Origin of the sequence: Bacteroides sp. K03, from assembly GCF_019734355.1 — a bacterium.
GTDB classification, from domain to species: Bacteria; Bacteroidota; Bacteroidia; order Bacteroidales; family Bacteroidaceae; genus Bacteroides; species Bacteroides nordii.
This window is the reverse complement of the sequence record NZ_JAASHC010000001.1, coordinates 177,989-198,869: the sequence shown is the minus strand read 5'-3', so window position 1 is coordinate 198,869 and position 20,881 is coordinate 177,989. Positions and strand designations below refer to the sequence as shown.

Here is a 20,881-nt window from a genome sequence, read left to right as displayed (position 1 = left end):
ATGAAAAGTGTGTTTATGACAATTCTCCTGTTATTGGCAATATTACAAGCCGGTGCGCAGGAAATTCAGGTGGAATCATTCAAGCTATTACAGAATGATCTGGATGCCAAGGTACATCATCCTAAAAATGACCAAAACGGGAAGAAAGCTGCCATCATTAAAGTAGTAACACCCGAGAAAGGATTTAGTTTTGATGTCGGTTCGTTAGGAGTAGTGGCTACCGAGCAACAAGACGGAGAAATCTGGGTATATGTGCCGTCAGGAATCCAAAAAATAACCATCAAACACCCCACATTAGGATTGCTGCGTGATTATTATTTTGACAGACGCATAGACCGTGCTACGGTGTATGAGTTAAAAATCACCACGGCAAAGGTACGTACGATAGTTGAAGAAGATGCAGGAGGACAGTATTGGGTACTGAGCGTCTTCCCAAAAGATGCCGAAGTAACAATAGACGGAGGATCACCCGAACTTTTACAAGAAGGAGTTCTGCAGAAATTACTTCAATACGGCAGACATACATACACAGTGAAAGCACCGCTTTATGAATCGACCGGCGGAGAAATCTCCATCGGACATGAAAAAGTAACTACAGATGTGAAATTGACTCCCGCATTCGGATACTTGCGCATCTCTACCGTACCAGCAGAAACTACCGATATCTATATCAATGGAAATAAGATAGGAAAGGCACCGATCCTGACCGGTCGCCTACCCAATGGCAATGTGACCGTACGTGCCGTGAGTCCGATGTTTGAGCCATTGGAACAGTTAGTTACCGTACCCACCGGTGGAGATACACTCATTTGTCCCATCGTACTCTCTGCCAATTTTGCAGAAGTTGAGATAGCTGCTGCTGCGCAAGATGTAGCTATTTATGTCAATGACGAGAATAGGGCGACTGGTAACTGGAAAGGCAGACTGATAGAAGGATTGTATAAAGTTGAAGGTCGCAAGCCCGGATATCGTACTGCTTTTCGTAGTGTTAACGTGCGGAAAGGGAAGCCGCAGACCATTCATCTGGAAGCGTTGACACCTATCTATGGAAAAATAGATGTAAATGTAGGCAGTCTGGCAAATGTAACCGTAGCCATTGACGGAAAAAAATGGGGCACTGCCCCTAACATTTTCTCGGATGTACTGGTCGGAAAACATACTTTGCAGCTAAGCAAAGACGGATACAAGCCTTACCAAGAGGAAATTGTCGTAGAAGAGGGACGCCTGCATAAGATACAAGCCGAATTGGAAAAAGAGTTGTGGGGGCATTTGCTGATTACTACCTCTTCTTCGGAGGCTACCATCATTGTAGATGACGACAGATGTCTCAATACATTTGACAAAAAGGTGAAAGCGGGCGAACATCTTGTAAAGATAGCATATGATTCTTATGAAAAAACAGAGGTGATCACCGTTATAGCTGGTAAAAAGAATGAATTCAACTATCCGTTAGAAGGGAAACTGCTGATTACCTCTTCACCCTCCAGAGCCTCTGTATTTATCAATTCTTCCTATATTGGAACAACACCCGTGTCAGCAGACGTATTTGGTACAAAAGAGATACTGATCTCCAAAGGAGACAAGTATTACCGCCACTCGGAAAAAGTATATGTACCTCCTACGGAAACTGTACGCAAACATTATAAATTAACTAAACGCCCCAAAGACCTGTATTCGTTCTGGATGTACGACGCCTCTCTCTCGGCTCCTTATGGCGGCATGTTTGGCATGTGCCGCGTTTTCGGATGGTATGGTAAATGCCAGGTAGGAGAAAAAGCCGATGTTGACTGGAACCTTCAGTTATCGGATGTAAAGTATGAAACGATAGAAAAAGGAACCCGTCATCGTATGTCTGTCACTACCGGACCGATGGTGCGTCTGGCTAAATGGCTCTATCTTTATGCAGGAGCCGGATATGGCGATTATGGGCGCATTTACTCAGCAGACCACAGTTCATTTACTTATACCTCTTATCGAATCAGTTTCTGTCCCTTACGTTGCAAGGGGTTGGAAGCAGAAGCCGGAGCGATTTTTAAATGGAAAGCACTTTTATTGTCAGGTGGTTATTCTACCATTTTCAGTTCAGTGCCGGCAGGTGAGAAACGCTTTGGGGATGTACATATTGGGATCGGTTTTACTATAAATCATAGCAAATAAAATGAAAAGAATAGCATTAGTAATCGGAATACTTTCCGTAGTTTTATTAGGGGGCTGTTATCCCGGTGAGAACTTCGGATTTAAAGCGAACGTACAGATATCCTATAGCGAAGGAGGATTGTATTGTGCTAATATTAAAGGAAACTATGAGATACTGGAAGGTTCGCCTCAGGTAACAGAAGTGGGGGTGTGCTGGAAAAGTTACGATGAAGAAGAGGAGATGTTGACCAGAGAAAAGAGAAATAAAGTAGCAGAAACGACAAAGAATTCTTTTGAAATTCATCTGGACAATTTGCAGGACAACAAAACTTACTATGTACGTCCCTATATAGTGGCCGACGGTTTTTGCGTATATGGTGAAAAAACAGAGTTCTCCACTCCCGCCGCAGAGATTTTTCTGCCCGTCCTGGGTAATATAGAATCTTCGGAAAAGAATTTAGACAAGCTTCTGGTATCTGCTTCGGTTGAGATAAAAGCACCGGAATATCCAATTATAGAATCCGGCTTTTATTATTCTAACAACTATTCAGACGTGGCGAATAGAAAGGCACCAACTATATCGGCAAAAGTGAAGGGCGGCAAATTAACAGCTGAAATCACAAATCTCATACATTCTACTACTTACTATATTTGTGCATATGCCAAGAGCAAAGCCGGAGTTTGTTATGGGAAAATAGCTACATTAAGTACTTCTGGTGACGAATATGCCCCTGTGCTGAGTGGGATAACCGTAACAAAAAAAGGACCTACTTATATAAAAGCGTCTTGTCACGTGACAGTGCCGGGAAAAGGAGATGAGATTAATGAAGCCTATTTTAACTATCGAAAATCATCCTCATCTACTACTACACGCATAAAAGCCTCCATAAAAGACGATAAAATGGAGGCCGAAATTACCAGTCTGCAAGCTTCGACCTATTATATTGTCAAAGCATATGCAAAAAACAGTTATGGGGAAGCTACTTCAAGCGATTTAAGTGTCAGCACCTCTTCTACCTCTGAGAGCCAGCCTACCGCAACCATTCCTGTGGTATCCGATATTACTCCGCAAGGTGCACATCTGTCGGCAACAATAAAGCTTGTAGATGAGGCCTATATAGTAAAAGAGAGCGGATTTCAGTATTCAACATCCAGCTACATGGGTTATGATGCCACTTCTGTAAAAGGAATACTTGACCAAGGGCATCTGACACTTGATTTGACAGGACTTCAGAAGACTACTAAATATTATGTCCGCGCCTATGTTACTACAGAATTAGGCACTGTGTATGGTAATACGGAATCATTCACCACTACAAATTATATTCCCGAATTCTCAGAGTTAACATTCAGCAATCTCACAAATAGTACCGTCGATCTGGGCACTGAGGTGATACCTTATGATGCCACACATCCTGTCACAGAAGCAGGATTTCAGTATTCGACCAGTTCACTAGGAAGTTATGATACGAAGCATCCAGGCATATTGAATGGAAAATCATTAACGCTTCACTTAGAGAAGCTTGCAGATAAGAGAAGCTATTATATACGCGCCTATGCCCTGTGTGAGGGAGTTTATTATTATGGAGAAACCCAGATAGTGACCACCAAATCGATATCCGATTATGCACCTACTGCCTCTGCAGTTACAACATCCGACTTATTAATGAGTTCTGTTAAATTTTCGGCTACAGTAAAAGAAGTATCAGCTACTTATCCGATTCTGAGTGCCGGTTTCCAATACTATCAGTCTTCCAATCCATCTTCTGTTTCGTATGGGACCCAAAAGGAAGGAGTTATCTCTGGCAATACAGTAACTTTTACAGCTACAGGATTACAGGAGGGGAGCATTTATCAGGTTCGTGCATATATAGTATGCTCATCCGGTACTTATTATGGAGACACGAAAAGCTTTACTACATTAAGCCGTACAGATTTGCCTTCCGTAGTATGTCATGACATCACAAATATGACAACAAACTCTTTCTATATATCAGCTACTACTACTTTGAATAATAATGCTTATCCTGTGACGGAGGCTGGATTCCTGTATGTGAAAACAAATTCTACTATCAAGCTGACAATGGATACCAATGGGGCGATCCGTAAGAAAATCAGTCCTTCCGGAAAGAATATTAGTACAACTATTCTGGGATTAGAAGCGAATTCTTCTTATTTGGTTAGAGCGTATGTAATGTCTGGAAGCTATGTGATTTATAGCGACTTAACAATTAGAGTTTATACGGATTTAAGTAAATGTACGCCTGTTCTAGGAACTTTTACACTAACCAAAACGAATGGTGAAGTGACAGCTTCCTGCTCGGTGGATTCATCCGGAGGATTTACAGTCACTGAATATGGATTTGTATATAGCAGTACTCTTTCTAATCCTATTTTAGAGAGTAATGAGGGAATAATGAATCTGACTAACACTGGAAAATTTGCAGAGAAGCTTGCACTACCTAAGCCAGATACAGGTTCTAAATATTATTATGTGCGTGCGTATGCAAAAAATGCTCAGGGGATTACCTATACAAGCAACAAGTCAGTTTCTATAGCCTGGAATGATTGATAAATAGCGATAAATCATGCTTTCTTCATCTGAATGAAGAAATGGCCTGCACCCAGATGGAATAGACATCACTTCTATCTGGGTGTATCATTTTATAAAAGATAAAATAGCACAAGAAAGTGTTCGCAAATTTGCAAACAATTTAAAAAAGTACTATCTTTGTAATAACAAACAAGCTAATATGGTCGTTACATTTGAAAAAGAATATTTGCGTGACTTGTACGAAAAGGGTATATCCCCTGATAAAAAGCATCGGTTTCAACCCGAAATTATCAAAAACTACATACGTCGCATTAAAACGCTTGAAGAAGCTGATGAAATAGAAGACCTATTCAGTATCAATTCATTGAATTACGAAATCCTCACAGGTGACAAGCAAGGAATCTCGTCAATAAGAGTGAACAATCAATATAGAATTGAGTTTACTGTAACACATCAAGAGAGTGAGCCTGTTATAACAGTGTGTAACATATTAGAGTTGTCAAACCATTATAAATAAGTTCATTATGATTACAATAAAGGGAGTTTCCCCCCAAATGATAGCCAACAACCTCACACCATGTATGGCTACACATCCGGGGGATATATTGAAAGAAGAAATTGAATATCGTGGTATTTCACAACGAAAATTTGCTGCGCAAATCGGTATGTCTTATTCCGTATTAAATGAAGTTCTGAATGCCAAACGTGCTATTACAACTGAGTATGCATTGCTATTTGAAGCAGCCTTAGGCATCAATGCAAAGTTGCTCGTCAACATGCAAACTGACTATAATATGCAAATAGCGAAGCAAAATGCAAGTTTCATGGACAAACTAAATAATATCCGTAAAATAGCAGCACTATTATAAACCCGACCGCAGGCAGAACTTTGCATAAAACAGTCCTACAGGAGGCAGGAGACTACTTCACCTCCTGTCCCCTTCCTAAAATCTTATAATAATTATTACTTTTACTTCTATTGTACACGTAAATCATTATCTTTGCGCCCACTTAACATGTTAATGAATAAACATCTATCGTCTTAATGAAACAGTACAAAACCGTAAACAACCTAATCGGTTGGCTTACTTTCATTATTGCTGCCACGGTCTATTGCATGACAATAGAGCCGACAGCCAGTTTCTGGGATTGTCCCGAGTTCATTACTACCGGCTATAAACTGGAAGTCGGCCACCCGCCCGGCGCCCCTTTCTTCATGCTGACAGCCAATCTGTTCTCACAGTTTGCTTCAGATGCTACCACTGTAGCCAAAATGGTAAATTACATGAGTGCCCTGATGAGTGGGGCCTGTATCCTGTTCCTTTTCTGGAGCATCACCCATCTGGTACGTAAACTGATTATCAAAGACGAAAACAATATTACCACCGGTCAGTTAGTTACCATCATGGGTAGTGGCCTTGTTGGTGCATTGGTATATACATTCAGTGACACTTTCTGGTTCAGTGCCGTAGAAGGGGAGGTTTATGCCTACTCTTCCCTCTTCACAGCCGTTGTATTCTGGCTCATTCTGAAGTGGGAAGATGTAGCCGATGAACCGCATAGTGACCGTTGGATTATTCTTATTGCTTATCTGACCGGATTAAGTATCGGTGTCCACTTGCTGAACCTGCTCTGTCTGCCGGCTATCGTACTGGTATATTACTACAAAAAAGTTCCTAATGCCAACGCAAAAGGTTCTCTGTTAGCTCTCTTCGCTTCTATGGTGCTGGTAGGAATCGTGCTTTACGGTATCGTGCCAGGTGTAGTAAAAGTAGGCGGATGGTTCGAGTTGCTTTTCGTCAACAGCATGGGCTTGCCATTCAATACCGGCGTCATTGTTTATATCATCATACTTGCCGCCAGCATTATCTGGGGAGTATACGAAAGCTATACCGAAGCCAGCCGTGCACGTATGAATATCTCTTTCATGCTGACTATTGCCTTGTTAGGAATCCCGTTCTACGGACACGGAGCAAGCAGTATTATTATCGGTATCATCGTACTCGCCGCATTAGGACTCTATCTGTTTGCTAAAAACCTCAATAAGAAATACCAGATTTCGGCCCGCAGTATGAACACCGCACTGCTCTGTACAATGATGATTATGGTAGGATACTCTTCGTATGCACTTATCGTAATCCGTTCTACTGCCAATACTCCGATGGACCAGAACTCTCCGGAAGATATCTTCACGTTGGGCGAATATTTAGGACGTGAACAGTATGGTACACGCCCGTTATTCTACGGACAAGCTTACTCTTCAAAGGTAGCTCTGGAAGTGAAAGACGGATACTGCATCCCTGTAGAGGCAAACAGTACAACCAAATACATCCGCAAAGAAAAAACGTCACCGGAAGAGAAAGATTCGTATGTTGAAGTACCGGGACGTGTAGAATATCAATATGCACAGAACATGCTCTTCCCGCGTATGTATAGTAGTGCACATATTCCGCAGTACAAAGGCTGGGTAGACATCAAAGGATATGACGTGCCCTACGATGAATGTGGCAACGCAATTATGGTCAATATCCCCACACAGTGGGAAAATATCAAGTTCTTCTTCCGCTACCAGCTCAACTTCATGTACTGGCGTTACTTTATGTGGAACTTTGCCGGACGCCAGAACGACATCCAGGGCAGCGGCGAAATAGAACATGGTAACTGGATTACAGGTATTCCTTTCATCGACAACTGGTTGGTAGGCGATCAAAGCTTGCTTCCGCAGGAACTGAAAGACAATAAAGGGCACAATGTATTCTACTGCCTGCCCCTGTTGCTGGGTCTTATCGGACTATTCTGGCAGGCATATCGAGGCCAGAAAGGCGTACAACAATTCTGGGTAGTATTCTTCCTGTTCTTCATGACGGGTATTGCCATTGTGCTCTACCTCAACCAAACTCCCAGCCAGCCCCGCGAACGTGACTATGCTTATGCCGGTTCGTTCTACGCATTCGCTATCTGGGTCGGTATGGGTGTAGCAGGTATCATCAAACTGCTGCGCGACTATACCAAGATGCAAGAATTACCGGCTGCTATTCTTGTCTCTGTACTCTGCCTGCTGGTACCCATTCAGATGGCAGGCCAGACCTGGGATGACCACGACCGTTCAGGACGTTATGTAGCCCGTGACTTCGGACAAAACTATCTGATGTCATTGCAGGAAAGCGGCAATCCGATTATCTTCACCAATGGTGACAACGACACATTCCCGTTGTGGTACAACCAGGAGACAGAAGGCTTCCGCACAGATGCCCGCACCTGTAACCTGAGTTATCTGCAAACAGACTGGTATATTGACCAGATGAAACGCCCTGCTTATGACTCTCCGTCACTGCCAATCACCTGGGACCGTGTTGAATACGTAGAAGGAACGAACGAATACATACAGATACGCCCGGAGATTAAAAAGACAATCGACGCTCTTTACGCACAGGCAGACAGTAGCGGCAACCCGGAAGCATTGCAAAATATCCACAATGAATTCGGTGAAGATCCGTATGAACTGAAAAACATCCTTAAATACTGGATACGTTCAGACAAAGAGGGCCTGCATGTTATCCCGACAGACAGTATCGTCATCAAGATTGATAAAGAAGCGATACGCCGCAGTGGCATGAAGATTCCGGAAGCTTTGGGCGACTCTATCCCCGATCATATGAATATTCTGCTGAGAGATGACAATGGAAACCCGAAACGTGCCCTCTATAAGAGTGAACTGATGATGCTTGAGATGTTGGCAAATGCCAACTGGGAACGCCCTATGTACATGGCCATTACCGTAGGCAGAGAAAATCAGTTAGGTATGGACAAGCATTTCGTTCAGGAAGGACTCGCCTCTCGCTTCACACCGTTTGAAACCAAGAAATTGGAGGCAACCATAGACAGCGAGAAGATGTACGACAACCTGATGAATAAGTTTAAATTTGGTGGTATCGACAAGCCCGGCATCTATATCGATGAAAACGTGATGCGTATGTGCTATACACACCGCCGTGTTTTCGCGCAACTCATCGAACAGCTGATGAAGGAAGGTCAAAAAGACAAAGCCCTCGCTGCTTTGGATTATGCCGAGAAGATGATTCCTGCTTACAACGTACCTTATGACTGGCAGAATGGCGCCGTACAAATGGCGGAAGCCTACTATCAGCTGGGACAAACCGAGAAAGCAGACAAAATCATGGATGCATTGGCCAATAAGGCACTCGAATACATGACCTGGTATCTCAGTCTGGACGACTCACAATTCTTCGTATCAACCCGGGAATTCGAGTACCACATAGCCTTACTGAATGAAGAGCTGAAACTCATGGAGAAATATAAATCGAAACTGTCAGAAAACTATTCCGGCAAACTGGACGAACTGTACGGCATGTACGTCTCCCGTGTAAAAGGAACGAGATAGAAAGATGTTTATAGAGCAACCACCGTGGTTTTTCCGCATTTTATACCCGAAAGCTATCTTCCGGATGAACCCTGCCGAAAAAGCAGTTTACCTGACTTTCGATGACGGGCCTATTCCGGAAGTAACTCCCTGGGTGCTGGATCTGCTGGATAAGTATGAGATCAAAGCCACTTTCTTTATGGTAGGTGACAATGTACGGAAGTATCCGGATATTTTCCGGATGGTGATTGAGCACGGGCACCGTATCGGTAACCACACCTTCAATCACATCCGTGGATTCGAGTATTCCGCAAATGATTATCTGGAAAATACGGATCGTGCGAATCAAGAGATGAAGACCGATCTTTTCCGCCCGCCACACGGACACATGGGATTCAAGCAATATCACGCGCTGAAACAGTACTACAGCATTATCATGTGGGATCTGGTAACACGTGACTATAGTAAGAAAATGCGTCCCGAACAGGTGTTGGCAAACGTAAAACGCTATGTACGGAATGGTTCTATCATCACGTTTCACGATTCGCTGAAATCCTGGAATAACGGAAACCTTCAGTACGCTTTGCCGCGTGCCATCGAGTTTATGAAAGAACAAGGCTACGAATTCAAGATGCTTCCACACTTCCCGCATGGAGAGGTTCGGCAAGCGGACAGGTAACGAAAAATAAAAAGACAGGATGGGAGAAATTATTCTTTCTGCTAAACAAATAAAAGCCGAAGCTCTGCGCCTCGGCTTTTCTGCTTGTGGAGTGGCACCGGCAGAAGCGGTAAATGAAACCGTCTCCAATGCCTTTTGCCACTGGCATTCGCACGGCATGCAAGCAGGAATGAATTACATGGGCAACCACCTCGAAAAGCGCCTCGATCCCCGTTTACTGGTAGAAGGAACACGCAGCATTGTATCCGTAGCCCTCAACTATTACCCTGCCCGATTCTTACGAGAAGATCAGTATCAGTTTGCCTGGTATGCATACGGCAAAGATTACCACGATATCATGAAAGCCCGGCTGACCGCCTTACAGGAATATATCTCCGCACACTCTCCCCTACCCTTACAAAGCCGTATATTCTGTGATACAGCCCCCGTATTAGAGCGTTACTGGGCATGGCGTGCCGGATTGGGTTGGATAGGTAAAAATACCCAGCTTATTATTCCGCATGCCGGTTCCTGCTTCTTTTTAGGAGAAATATTTCTCAGTGCAGAAGCAGACGAATACGACCAACCGTTAAAAAGCCGCTGCGGAAACTGTACCCGATGTCTTGATGCCTGTCCGACAAAAGCACTGGAAGCCCCTTTTTTGCTCAATTCAGGCCGTTGTCTGTCTTATCTTACCATTGAGCACCGGGAAGCTATTCCGCCCGCAGAAGGCAAAAAAACGAGCAATAAGATATATGGCTGCGACGAATGCCAGAAAGCCTGTCCCTGGAACAGATTTTCCACTCCCTGCCAGACACCGGAATTGCAACCCACTGATGCCTTCATGCAGATGGAAAAAGAGAACTGGCATGCACTGACAGAAGAACAATACAGAGTAATCTTTAAAGGAAGTGCGGTAAAAAGAGCCAAGTACACAGGCTTGATGAGAAACATACATCAAGTAGAGAGTAACAACAAAGACGAAGTACAAACATTGCCAGACGTGTAAACATAAACATGAGACGGGATTAACAGTATCTGAGAAAATGTAAACATAGAATGCCAAACAGAAGCCGTACTTTTAGGATCTACTTTAATCCTAAAAACAACGCATCATGAAGACAATGACTTATCTTGGATTCTTATCGGTTCCCCTATGCTTCTGCCAGCACCTACAGGCACAAAACAACTCCCGGCAAACAAATTCCCCCAATATTGTTTTCATCCTTGCAGATGATATGGGTTATGGCGATGTCTCGGCATTCAATGAACATTCCGGCATTACTACCCGGAACCTGGATGAAATGGCCGATAACGGAGTCTCTTTTACCGATGCTCACTCCTGCTCGTCCGTTAGTACGCCTACCCGCTATGGGATTATCACCGGAAGATATAACTGGCGTTCGAGCCTTAAAAGCGGTGTATTATATGGGTACTCACGCCCCATTATCCCTACCACACGAAACACAATAGCTTCTATGCTAAAACAAAGCGGATATACCACAGCCTGCATCGGCAAGTGGCACCTGGGGTGGAACTGGGGTACGAAAGCCGGACACGAAAAACCAAATGCCAATGCACTGGCAGAGGAAGATGTGGATTATAGTAAACCCATCACTAACGGCCCTGCCGATTTAGGATTTGATTATTTTTACGGCTTCTGTGGTTCATTAGACATGGCTCCTTATGTCTATGTAGAAAATAGCCAGCCTACTACCACTCAGATACAAACCATCGCCAAGTCGGGAGGATCTGCCATGTGGCGGGCAGGTGCCATAGGTTCCGACTTCTCACATCAGGAGTGCTTGCCCAACCTTACCCGCCGGGCCGTAGACTATGTAAATCAACACGCCCAAAACAAGCAGCCGTTCTTTCTGTATCTGCCTCTTCCTGCACCACACACCCCTATCCTTCCGGACGAAAGATTTAAAGGGAAAACCGGGTTAGGAGATTATGGAGACTTTGTGCTAATGGTAGATGATGTGGTAGGGCAGATCCGGAAAGCGCTCAAAGACAATAATATCTCAGAAAATACCATCCTAATATTTACCACAGACAATGGTTGCTCACCGGCCGGAGGTATTGACAAGATGGCACAGAAAGGACATCGCGCCAATTACATATGGAGAGGTATGAAAGCCGATCTTTTCGACGGAGGACACCGTGTCCCTACCATCGTAGAATGGCCCAAAAGAGCCGGAAAAGGCAAATGCAACCAAACGGTCTGCCTAAACGACTTTTATGCAACGTTCGCAGCACTGAACCAATATCAGATAAAAGAGAATGAGGCAGAAGATAGTTACAACATTTTGCCATTGATCGAGAATCCCGGTTATCCCCAAACAATCCGGGAAGCCGTTGTACACCATTCCATCCGTGGTGAGTTTGCTATACGCAAAGGCGAATGGAAACTACTTTGTTCACCCAGTTCAGGAGGTTGGAGTTACCCGAAACCAAATGTAGACAAAGAAGTCATTGCTACACTGCCTCCTATTCAACTCTACAATATGAAACAAGATCCGGGAGAGAAAAACAATGTATATCAGGAACATCCGGAGGTAGTACAAGAATTAAAACAGCTGTTACAGAAGTATATACAAGACGGAAGAAGTACCCCGGGAACAGTTCAGAAAAACGATGCGACCAACAAATGGGAACAGATAAAAGGCATTATGCAGGATGATTAAAGAGAGGGGAGAAGGGAGAATGGAGAGGGGAGAAGGAGCTGCGCTATTACGCTGCATAGTACTTCTCCCTTCTCCATTCTCCCCTCTCCCTTCTCTTAACTCCCTTTAATTACTGCACTGTTACAGTCAGCGGAGCACGCAATTTCTGTGCAAATGCAGCTACGTATTCATTCCATGCATCGGCAGTCTTGATATCAGCTTTATCCCATGCAGAACCCCAATAATAAGTATATTCAGAGCCCGGTTCATAGTCACTGATAGCCAGTACATGACCATCTGCACCACCACGCAATTCTTTCTTCTCTTTTTCAGGGAAAAGAACCACTTTGGCGTCTTTCACTGTAGCAGGGAAAGCAGCACCCACAAAAATCTTTCCGTTATTATTGTTCACATTATCCGTCGGATCTACATAAGTAATATAACCGTTGGCAGCATCTGTCACAACGGCACCGTCCGGTTCGTGAAGAACAATACCGGTAGCAACAGGCATTGTTTCTTTCAGATTACTGTAAGCAACAACAGTCTTGTTCATATGTGAACCAGCATCCAAAGAGATCAGACGAGTCTCTATAACGTCAGAATTATCCTTTACTGTCAGCGGATTGTACACCAGTTTCACAGTGAAACGCAACGGACCATTGTCAAGTATTTCCTGTGTTGCATAGCAATACGGATAGATAATCGAATCACCCGACATCAAAGCAGCCGTACCTCCTCCGAGCGTAGGACCTACTTTATAGCAATCCAGACCGTTACCATGATCTACATGATAAGATACAGAACGATAAAGCTCACTTGCTGCTTTAGGATCTGTCTTTTTCAATTCAGCAATTTTAGCTTTGGTTTCCGGATTCAACTCACTTGCATAACGAGCCTCTACCACCGGCTCTGTTGTATTGTATTTAGTCCAAATATCATAACCGAAAGCACGCTCACCAGTTGCCTGCAAAGCAGGGCCGTAAGTACGGAAAGCAACCAGATCATTTTCCCATGCCACGTCATCTACACGTTCAGGATAGTAACGTCCGCAAGCCTTTGTATCAAATACGGCAGGAGTACCGGCCTGAATAGTATAAGCCGCTGTTCCGTTAGCTTTTACAGTAGCCGGGAAAATTACTTTCTCATCATAAGTAATCTGATAGGGCACTTGCTGGCCATCAGCATCAAGCACAACAATCTGAGCAGTGTCAGCCAATTGCAGTTTAGAAGAGACATCACCCATGGATACCTCTACCATTTCACCGGCACGTTCCATAGCGGTGGGATTTGTTACTGTAACAGTAACTGTCTTGCTCTCAGTACAAGCAAAGCTTACAAGAGCAATTGCAATAAAGAAAAATAACTTTTTCATCTTTTTGTCGTTAGTTTGATAATAAAACCCGAAAGGGCGGAGTATTCCTCCGCCCTACAGCATAACTGTATTTTATCTCTTATTTCGGTTGTTTTCCGATATATGCCAAGATACCACCGTCAACGTATAATACGTGTCCGTTTACAAAGTCAGAAGCATCTGAAGCCAGGAACACTGCAGGTCCTGCCAGGTCTTCCGGAGTTCCCCAACGGGCAGCCGGAGTCTTAGCAATGATAAATGAATCAAATGGGTGACGTGAACCATCCGGTTGGATTTCACGCAACGGAGCTGTCTGCGGAGTAGCAATATAACCCGGGCCGATACCATTACACTGGATGTTGAATTCACCATATTCAGAAGCAATGTTCTTAGTAAGCATCTTCAAACCGCCCTTAGCAGCAGCATAAGCAGATACTGTTTCACGACCCAGTTCACTCATCATAGAACAGATATTGATGATCTTACCGTGACCTTTTTTAATCATAGAAGGGATAACAGCCTTAGACACAATAAACGGAGCATTCAAGTCTACATCAATTACCTGACGGAATTCAGCTGCCGACATTTCGTGCATCGGGATACGCTTAATGATACCTGCATTGTTAACCAGAATATCGATAACGCCTACTTCTTTCTCAATCTGAGCAACCATAGCGTTCACCTGTTCTTCATTGGTTACATCGCATACATAACCTTTAGCTTCAATACCTTCAGCCTTGTAAGCAGCAATACCTTTGTCTACCAGTTCTTGTTTGATATCGTTGAACACGATTTTTGCACCTGCCTGAGCAAAAGCAGTAGCCAAAGCAAAACCGATTCCGTAAGATGCACCAGTAACAAGTGCAACTTTACCTTCTAATGAAAAGTTTACCATTATAATAATTTATTAATGTGCCAATGTACAGAGTGCCAATGAAAGCACTTATTCACACATGTGGCACGAAGGTTATTAATTAATTGTTCTTATTAAGTCGTTTCTTAAATTGACACAGGGCATATCAGCACATGCCTCATTATTTAAGATCTGTAATCAGTGAGAAATCCTGATCTCCGTAATCCAGATTTTCACCCCCCATACCCCAGATGAAAGTATAGTTATGAGTAGCAGCAGCCGAGTGAATAGACCATTCAGGAGATAATACAGCCTGATCGCCTTTCATCCATACATGGCGTGTCTCATCTACTTCACCCATAAAGTGACATACAGCATGTTCTTCGGGCACTTCGAAGTAGAAATAAGCTTCCATACGACGGCTGTGAACATGTGCCGGCATTGTATTCCAAACACTTCCCGGAGCCAATTCCGTCATACCCATCTGCAACTGGCAAGTAGGTAATACCTGATTTACCAGCATCTTGTTTATATTTCTATGGTTAGATCCTTCCAGTGAACCCATTTCAGCCACCACTGCATCTTTCTTTGTCACTTTCTTATCAGGATAGTTACGGTGAGCAGTCAGCGAGTTAAAATAGAACTTAGCAGGATTCTTTTCGTCTTTACTTTCAAAGGTCACTTCACGATCTCCTGAGCCTAAGTAAAGTGCTTCTTTATAATCGAGTTCAAATACAGCATCGCCAGCTTTTACCACACCAGGACCACCGACATTGAAAATACCCATTTCACGACGAGTAAGGAAATAAGGAGCCTTCAACGGATCGATAGCTTCAAGCTTCAGCACCTCTCCTACCGGCATTGCACCACCTACTACCATACGGTCATACATGGAATACACCATATTTACTTCGTTTGCCGAAAATACTTTTTCAATCAGAAAATCACGACGGATTCTCTTGGTGTCATAGCTTTTTGCATCTTCAGGATGCGCAGCATAGCGAATTTCATAGTTCGTTTTCATACCTTATTTATTTAAATAGTTCATAATATCATACTCTCAAATGCACGTCGTTTGCGTACACGATGCAAAAATAAGAAAAGAAAACGGCAAAACCTTGCATTTTTGTTCTTATTATCTATCAATATTGTCCACAGATGTACAATAAGGCAGTTGTTTAACAATATATAATACGAATTAAAGGAGAAAGGCATTTAAAATTAGAGATAAGAGCACAAAAGGTTTCACAACATACATTAAAAAAAAGAATGCCCCGAAAGCTATTCACTTTCAGGGCGTTTATTCTTATTTTTTGTTGTCCCACCAAGATTCGAACTTAGACAAACAGAACCAAAAACTGTTGTGCTACCATTACACCATGGGACAAACTAACTGTGCTTTCTGTTAAAAAGCGGTGCAAAGATAGTGTTATACGTCTAATTCTCCAAATATTTTGCTACTTTTTTTTATTTAGCAATGATCAGATAGTAGTTCTTCTTGCCACGCTGAACAAGTAAATACTTCTCGTCAAGCAGGTCTGCAGTAGTTATAACCTGGTCAAAAGCAGCCAGTTTCTCTTTATTCAAAGAAACTCCCCCACCCTGCACCAGCTTACGCATTTCACCTTTGGATGCAAATACAGCAGCATCGTCCACAAACAAATCAACTGCCTTTACACCTTCCACCAATGCATCACGGGATACTTCAAACTGAGGAACACCCTCAAAAACCGCCAATAGCGTGTCTTCATCAAGTTTTCTCAGCGCATCAGAGGTTGCATTACCAAACAAGATGTTCGAAGCGTCTACAGCCGCATTATAATCCTCTTCAGAGTGAACCATGATTGTCACTTCTTTTGCCAGGCGTTTTTGAAGTACACGCAAGTGCGGAGCCTGCTGATGTTCTGCAATCAACGCATCAATCTCTTCTTTCGACAAAGCAGTAAATATCTTGATGTAACGTTCGGCATCCGAATCGCTCACATTCAACCAGAATTGGAAGAATTTATACGGAGAAGTATATTTTGCATCCAACCATACATTTCCCGATTCCGTCTTACCGAACTTACCACCATCGGCTTTTGTAATCAACGGACAAGTCAAGGCAAAAACCTCTCCCCCATTCGTACGGCGTATCAGCTCAGCACCAGTAGTGATATTGCCCCATTGATCCGAACCACCCATCTGAAGTTTACAACCTCTTGTCTGATTCAGATGCAGGAAGTCATATCCCTGAAGAAGCTGATAAGTAAACTCAGTAAATGACAAACCATCGCGAGCTTCGCCATTCAGACGTCTCTTCACCGAGTCTTTTGCCATCATATAATTTACAGTGATGTGTTTGCCCACCTCACGAACAAAATCAAGGAAAGTAAATTCTTTCATCCAGTCATAATTGTTGACCAGCTCAGCCCGATTCGGAACATCCGATTCAAAATCCAGAAACTTAGCCAACTGCTTCTTTATACAAGCCTGATTATGACGCAACGTCTCTTCGTTCAACAGATTACGCTCTGCCGATTTACCGGATGGATCGCCAATCATACCTGTTGCACCACCGATGAGTGCCAATGGTTTATGACCACAACGCTGAAGGTGGCGGAGCATCATTACGCCACACAAGTGACCAATATGCAGCGAATCAGCAGTCGGATCAATTCCGAGATAAGCCGTTACTTGCTCCTTAGCTAACAATTCTTCTGTGCCTGGCATCATATCCTGTAACATGCCACGCCATCTTAATTCTTCTACAAAATTCATCGAATGATATTAGTTTTTAAATATTTAGTCTGGGCAAAAGTACGACTCTTTCTTCGAAGAAACAACTCTTATTCATTAAAAAATACATTCTTAATGTTGCGCTGTACCCGCCCTGTGAGTTCTCCCACAGACATATTCAGTGTATCAGCTACTTTCTTATAAATTTCATGAATATCCGTCTCTGCATCATCTGTTTCCAGAAACAATCGGTCAAGTGGTATAGCACGTAAAGTATCTTCGTTGTATCTGGCACCGAATGAGAGATAAAATCCATGTCGGATAAGTTGCAAAGCAAGAGGCGCTTTCCCTCGAAAACCATGTAAAATCCAGGGAACAAGACCAGAACTACGACCTTTCATCAAACTGATGATTTCCGTAGATTTCACATTATGAATTAAAACAGGCTTCAGCAGACGTTCTGCAATGCCCAACTGCCGTGAGAAGATACGTTCCTGAGCCGGTAACAATTCTTTATGTACCAGTTTATCAATACCGCACTCACCAACAGCCAATACCTGGGGATGCATAGCTAACTCCTCAAATACCCCCCAATCAATCTCATCCTCCAGTTCTACATCCCAGGGATGAATGCCTATTGAATAATATCGCCCCGGTTCCGGAGAAAATTCTTCTTTGAGAAAACGAATATTCTTAATTGCAGAAAACGTACTTTCCGTCAGGTGATGGGTATGTATATCTAATAGTTCCATAAGCAATCAAGGCACAGGGTCATAGCCGGAACCACCCCATGGATGGCAACGTAGAATTCTTCTTATAGCCAGATAAAGCCCTTTGAAAGGTCCGTGTTTCTTGATCGCTTCAATAGCATACTGCGAACAGGTAGGAGTAAAGCGGCAAGAAGGAGGGGTCATAGGTGAAATACAGACCCGGTAAAAGTAAATAGGAAGCAACAATATGTAAGACAAAAAGCGCCTCATTCCAGCTTCTCTGCTATACGGGCAAGCAAAATCTTCACCTTGTTCTCTATTTCAGCAGAGGAGAACAATTCATTCGACAGATAGATAAAAGCAACAGCCACCCCCTGTTCCTTCTCTTCCAAAGCCTGCCACAATCCACCCTTATTTTTCCGGTAAGCTTCGCGTATCTGCCGCTTCACCCGATTGCGTTTCACAGCACGCTTAAACCGTTTTTTAGGAACACTGATAAGAATAGATGCAGGCACCTCCTGCCTGTCAACAGACATATACACTGCACGCAAAGGAAAGACAGAAAATGAACGCGAAACCCCGCCTGCAAACATCTTCTCAATAACAATCTTACTATAGAGCCTTTCGGCCTTGCACAATGTATTCATCTTCTCCGGTTACAAGTTAAAAAAATTACGAGCTACAAGCACTAACACACGTACAATACGCAGCACCCGTAGCTCGTAGCCCGTAACTTATTCCTTTCTTTTATTTTCCCTTATTGTTTTCCTTAATAAACATATCCAGTGCAGCTGTCATAGAAGGAGCCTGCACAGTAGGGGCCTCCAAGTCCAAACGAAGGCCGGCATCACGAACAGCTTGCGCTGTAGTAGAACCAAATGTTCCGATCTTAATATTCTTTTGATCAAAATCCGGGAAATTCTTCTTTAATGAAGAAACACCGGCAGGACTAAAGAATACCAACATATCATAGTCAAACTCTTCTCCCTCTCCAAAATCGTTGCTGACAGTGCGATACATTACGACTTCCGTATGCTGAACATTATGCTTGTCCAGCAGGTTCTTAATGTCATCATTATGCACATCAGACATTGGCACAAGATACTTTTCAGTCTTATGCTTTACGATAGAAGGAATGAGATCCTCAATCTTGCCCGTAGCTCCGAAAAAGATCTTACGCTTACGATATTGCACATACTTCTGTATGTATAGCGCGATTTGCTCCGTCACACAGAAATACTTCATCGTCTCCGGAATCGTCACACGAAGCTCCGTGCAAAGGTGGAAGAAATGATCAATCGCATGACGCGAAGTAAATATGACAGCTGTGTGGTCAAGTATTGACACCTTCTGTTGTCTAACCTCTTTAGCAGAAACACTTTCCACTTTGATAAAGGGGCGGAAATCTATTTTTACGCCATACTTCTCAGCAATGTCGTAATATGGAGATTTCTCCGAAGCAGGCTTTGGCTGCGACACAAGTACTTTCTTAATTTTCAACGTCCTAAAATTTTATTACCAATATATTGTTTAGCTCTCTCAAACCCTGATACAAAAGCAAACAGGGTATGATTTCAAGGGCACAAAAGTACAAAATTAAAAGGAAAATGCCGCTAATATTATCGAAAAAAAGCTTTAACCACTTATAGAACATCAATATTTTAGTAAAAATTATCAGAAACAATCCGATTGATACTAAAAATATGATTTTCAGATCGAAGTAAACAAGGAACAATACGAATGGAAAAAGGAAAAATCCAAGATAATAGATCAATGTAGAATAGGATTCCAGCCAAAGACTTGTCCGGTTTTTATCAAAAAACACCCATCCCAGAAAAGAATAGAGCATCCATTTGGACAATAGATAAAGCAAACAAACAAGTACATAGACTCCAAGCAGCAGGCGGGGAGAGACTTCCTCCATCAAAGCCGGCTGTACATCATTGAAATAATTAAAAATACAAATACCACCCAAAATACAAGTCTGCAGTACCAACAATAACAGATACCGCACATCAGCTGCCGTAGAAGTGGCAAAGATACTGGTACGTTCCCGATGAAGTACAAAATCCTTCGCCTGTTGAGAAAGAAACTTTTTGCTACGCGCCAGTGCAAAAGAAGACAAAAAGAAACAAGTCAGCAATATCAATGCTACTACATCATCCGTGCGGGGAGAGTAGGGGAGGGGCATTCCCTCAAAGCCCGATGTCAGCATTAACCACATACTCATATCGCAGCAAACTTTCGAATAGACGCATCCCAGACAGGAACCGTATATATCAATTCCACAGCCTCTTCCGGTGTAGTAGCCACATGCCAGATCTCTCCGTGCTGACGCCTCATAAAGTTTTCATCAATAGCACGCGTAAGCATATCAAGCAACGGATCAAAGAAACCATTTGTATTTAGTATAACAATCGGATTAAGATAAAGCCCCAACTGCTTCCAGGTAATAATTTCGAGTAACTCCTCCAATGTACCACAACCACCGGGCAACGCAATAACAGCATCACTCAAATCAGCCATCAATTGCTTGCGCTCGTGCATACTTTCCACTTCTACCAGTTTACTTAATCCTGTGTGATGCCATCCCTGTTCTACCATAAACTTCGGAATCACTCCGGTCACCTCTCCACCATTTTCAAGAACAGCATCTGCCAGCGAACGCATCAACCCGAGACTACCTGCCCCATTAATGAGCCGGATACGGCGTTTAGCAAGCAATTGTCCCAACTGTCGGGCGGCATTAAAGTAAACCTCATCTATCTTAGTACTTGATGCGCTGTAGACGCATACTGAATTTATCTGGTTCATAAGTTGGCTCTCTCATTAGTTACGCTTGCAAAAGTACAGG

18 protein-coding genes and 1 tRNA gene are annotated in these 20,881 nt (G+C 43.1%); 8 read left to right on the top strand and 11 right to left on the bottom strand.

All coding sequences use genetic code 11. The annotated features are described in order from the left end of the window. From HCG69_RS00710 to HCG69_RS00675, 8 genes are all read left to right on the top strand, one after another. Entirely contained in the window at positions 1 to 2,157 is a 2,157-nt protein-coding gene (locus HCG69_RS00710; protein ID WP_221648421.1) for a PEGA domain-containing protein, read from the top strand. A 1-nt stretch (position 2,158) separates the two neighbouring features. After that, positions 2,159 to 4,708 (top strand): hypothetical protein, encoded by a 2,550-nt coding sequence (locus tag HCG69_RS00705; protein WP_221648420.1) that lies wholly within the window; start codon positions 2,159 to 2,161, stop codon positions 4,706 to 4,708. Between the two features lie 181 nt (positions 4,709 to 4,889). After that, on the top strand, positions 4,890 to 5,207 hold the full coding sequence (locus HCG69_RS00700) for a type II toxin-antitoxin system RelE/ParE family toxin (protein ID WP_002558569.1): 318 nt from the start codon (positions 4,890 to 4,892) through the stop codon (positions 5,205 to 5,207). Positions 5,208 to 5,214: 7 nt separating this feature from the next. Then, positions 5,215 to 5,559, top strand: a complete 345-nt coding sequence (locus HCG69_RS00695) for a HigA family addiction module antitoxin (RefSeq protein WP_221648419.1) — start codon at positions 5,215 to 5,217, stop codon at positions 5,557 to 5,559. Positions 5,560 to 5,735: 176 nt separating this feature from the next. After that, positions 5,736 to 9,092, top strand: a complete 3,357-nt coding sequence (locus HCG69_RS00690) for a DUF2723 domain-containing protein (RefSeq protein ID WP_221648418.1) — start codon at positions 5,736 to 5,738, stop codon at positions 9,090 to 9,092. Positions 9,093 to 9,096: 4 nt separating this feature from the next. Further along, the gene (locus tag HCG69_RS00685; protein WP_221648417.1) at positions 9,097 to 9,750 is read left to right on the top strand and encodes a polysaccharide deacetylase family protein; all 654 of its coding nucleotides are present in this window, start codon (positions 9,097 to 9,099) and stop codon (positions 9,748 to 9,750) included. A gap of 19 nt (positions 9,751 to 9,769) precedes the next feature. After that, the gene (gene queG / locus HCG69_RS00680; protein ID WP_221648416.1) at positions 9,770 to 10,738 is read left to right on the top strand and encodes a tRNA epoxyqueuosine(34) reductase QueG; all 969 of its coding nucleotides are present in this window, start codon (positions 9,770 to 9,772) and stop codon (positions 10,736 to 10,738) included. 106 nt (positions 10,739 to 10,844) lie between these two features. Continuing rightward, the gene (locus HCG69_RS00675) at positions 10,845 to 12,416 is read left to right on the top strand and encodes an arylsulfatase (protein ID WP_221648415.1); all 1,572 of its coding nucleotides are present in this window, start codon (positions 10,845 to 10,847) and stop codon (positions 12,414 to 12,416) included. A gap of 109 nt (positions 12,417 to 12,525) precedes the next feature. Here the strand turns inward: HCG69_RS00675 and HCG69_RS00670 are convergent, their stop codons facing one another. The 11 genes from HCG69_RS00670 to HCG69_RS00620 all read right to left on the bottom strand — a co-directional run bounded on the left by HCG69_RS00670 (position 12,526) and on the right by HCG69_RS00620 (position 20,841). Next, positions 12,526 to 13,767, bottom strand: a complete 1,242-nt coding sequence (locus HCG69_RS00670) for a DUF4861 domain-containing protein (RefSeq protein ID WP_221648414.1) — start codon at positions 13,765 to 13,767, stop codon at positions 12,526 to 12,528. 79 nt (positions 13,768 to 13,846) lie between these two features. After that, entirely contained in the window at positions 13,847 to 14,641 is a 795-nt protein-coding gene (locus HCG69_RS00665; protein WP_002558561.1) for a gluconate 5-dehydrogenase, read from the bottom strand. 139 nt (positions 14,642 to 14,780) lie between these two features. Then, positions 14,781 to 15,623: a 5-dehydro-4-deoxy-D-glucuronate isomerase gene (gene kduI / locus HCG69_RS00660; RefSeq protein WP_007483201.1), complete on the bottom strand. Its 843-nt coding sequence runs from the start codon at positions 15,621 to 15,623 to the stop codon at positions 14,781 to 14,783. A 292-nt stretch (positions 15,624 to 15,915) separates the two neighbouring features. Continuing rightward, positions 15,916 to 15,986, bottom strand: a tRNA-Gln gene (locus HCG69_RS00655). Positions 15,987 to 16,066: 80 nt separating this feature from the next. Beyond that, entirely contained in the window at positions 16,067 to 17,359 is a 1,293-nt protein-coding gene (gene tyrS / locus HCG69_RS00650) for a tyrosine--tRNA ligase (protein ID WP_002558559.1), read from the bottom strand. Positions 17,360 to 17,427: 68 nt separating this feature from the next. Continuing rightward, entirely contained in the window at positions 17,428 to 18,069 is a 642-nt protein-coding gene (locus HCG69_RS00645; RefSeq protein ID WP_221648413.1) for a TatD family hydrolase, read from the bottom strand. Between the two features lie 6 nt (positions 18,070 to 18,075). Continuing rightward, positions 18,076 to 18,297, bottom strand: coding sequence for a membrane protein insertion efficiency factor YidD (gene yidD, locus HCG69_RS00640; protein WP_221648412.1), 222 nt, complete (start codon positions 18,295 to 18,297; stop codon positions 18,076 to 18,078). Further along, complete coding sequence (gene rnpA, locus HCG69_RS00635; protein ID WP_221648411.1) at positions 18,294 to 18,674, bottom strand: ribonuclease P protein component; 381 nt, start codon at positions 18,672 to 18,674, stop codon at positions 18,294 to 18,296. Before rnpA ends, yidD begins: the two co-directional genes overlap by 4 nt. Positions 18,675 to 18,774: 100 nt before the next feature. Then, the gene (locus HCG69_RS00630; RefSeq protein ID WP_002558555.1) at positions 18,775 to 19,527 is read right to left on the bottom strand and encodes a uroporphyrinogen-III synthase; all 753 of its coding nucleotides are present in this window, start codon (positions 19,525 to 19,527) and stop codon (positions 18,775 to 18,777) included. A 4-nt stretch (positions 19,528 to 19,531) separates the two neighbouring features. Further along, the gene (locus HCG69_RS00625) at positions 19,532 to 20,257 is read right to left on the bottom strand and encodes a DUF4271 domain-containing protein (RefSeq protein WP_221648410.1); all 726 of its coding nucleotides are present in this window, start codon (positions 20,255 to 20,257) and stop codon (positions 19,532 to 19,534) included. Then, the gene (locus tag HCG69_RS00620; protein WP_221648409.1) at positions 20,254 to 20,841 is read right to left on the bottom strand and encodes a TIGR00730 family Rossman fold protein; all 588 of its coding nucleotides are present in this window, start codon (positions 20,839 to 20,841) and stop codon (positions 20,254 to 20,256) included. The genes HCG69_RS00625 and HCG69_RS00620 overlap by 4 nt, the downstream gene beginning before the upstream one ends. Positions 20,842 to 20,881: the final 40 nt, after the last annotated feature.

Excerpts from the sequence above, each read along its gene's own strand:
- HCG69_RS00685 (WP_221648417.1), top strand. The coding sequence starts at position 9,097 with ATGTTTATAGAGCAACCACCGTGGTTTTTCCGCATTTTATACCCGAAA.
- HCG69_RS00710 (WP_221648421.1), top strand. The coding sequence starts at position 1 with ATGAAAAGTGTGTTTATGACAATTCTCCTGTTATTGGCAATATTACAA.
- HCG69_RS00670 (WP_221648414.1), bottom strand. The coding sequence starts at position 13,767 with ATGAAAAAGTTATTTTTCTTTATTGCAATTGCTCTTGTAAGCTTTGCT.
- kduI (WP_007483201.1), bottom strand. The coding sequence starts at position 15,623 with ATGAAAACGAACTATGAAATTCGCTATGCTGCGCATCCTGAAGATGCA.
- HCG69_RS00620 (WP_221648409.1), bottom strand. The coding sequence starts at position 20,841 with ATGAACCAGATAAATTCAGTATGCGTCTACAGCGCATCAAGTACTAAG.
- HCG69_RS00700 (WP_002558569.1), top strand. The coding sequence starts at position 4,890 with ATGGTCGTTACATTTGAAAAAGAATATTTGCGTGACTTGTACGAAAAG.
- HCG69_RS00675 (WP_221648415.1), top strand. The coding sequence starts at position 10,845 with ATGAAGACAATGACTTATCTTGGATTCTTATCGGTTCCCCTATGCTTC.
- yidD (WP_221648412.1), bottom strand. The coding sequence starts at position 18,297 with ATGAGGCGCTTTTTGTCTTACATATTGTTGCTTCCTATTTACTTTTAC.
- queG (WP_221648416.1), top strand. The coding sequence starts at position 9,770 with ATGGGAGAAATTATTCTTTCTGCTAAACAAATAAAAGCCGAAGCTCTG.
- HCG69_RS00645 (WP_221648413.1), bottom strand. The coding sequence starts at position 18,069 with ATGGAACTATTAGATATACATACCCATCACCTGACGGAAAGTACGTTT.
- HCG69_RS00690 (WP_221648418.1), top strand. The coding sequence starts at position 5,736 with ATGAAACAGTACAAAACCGTAAACAACCTAATCGGTTGGCTTACTTTC.
- HCG69_RS00665 (WP_002558561.1), bottom strand. The coding sequence starts at position 14,641 with ATGGTAAACTTTTCATTAGAAGGTAAAGTTGCACTTGTTACTGGTGCA.
- HCG69_RS00625 (WP_221648410.1), bottom strand. The coding sequence starts at position 20,257 with ATGAGTATGTGGTTAATGCTGACATCGGGCTTTGAGGGAATGCCCCTC.
- rnpA (WP_221648411.1), bottom strand. The coding sequence starts at position 18,674 with ATGAATACATTGTGCAAGGCCGAAAGGCTCTATAGTAAGATTGTTATT.
- HCG69_RS00695 (WP_221648419.1), top strand. The coding sequence starts at position 5,215 with ATGATTACAATAAAGGGAGTTTCCCCCCAAATGATAGCCAACAACCTC.
- HCG69_RS00705 (WP_221648420.1), top strand. The coding sequence starts at position 2,159 with ATGAAAAGAATAGCATTAGTAATCGGAATACTTTCCGTAGTTTTATTA.
- tyrS (WP_002558559.1), bottom strand. The coding sequence starts at position 17,359 with ATGAATTTTGTAGAAGAATTAAGATGGCGTGGCATGTTACAGGATATG.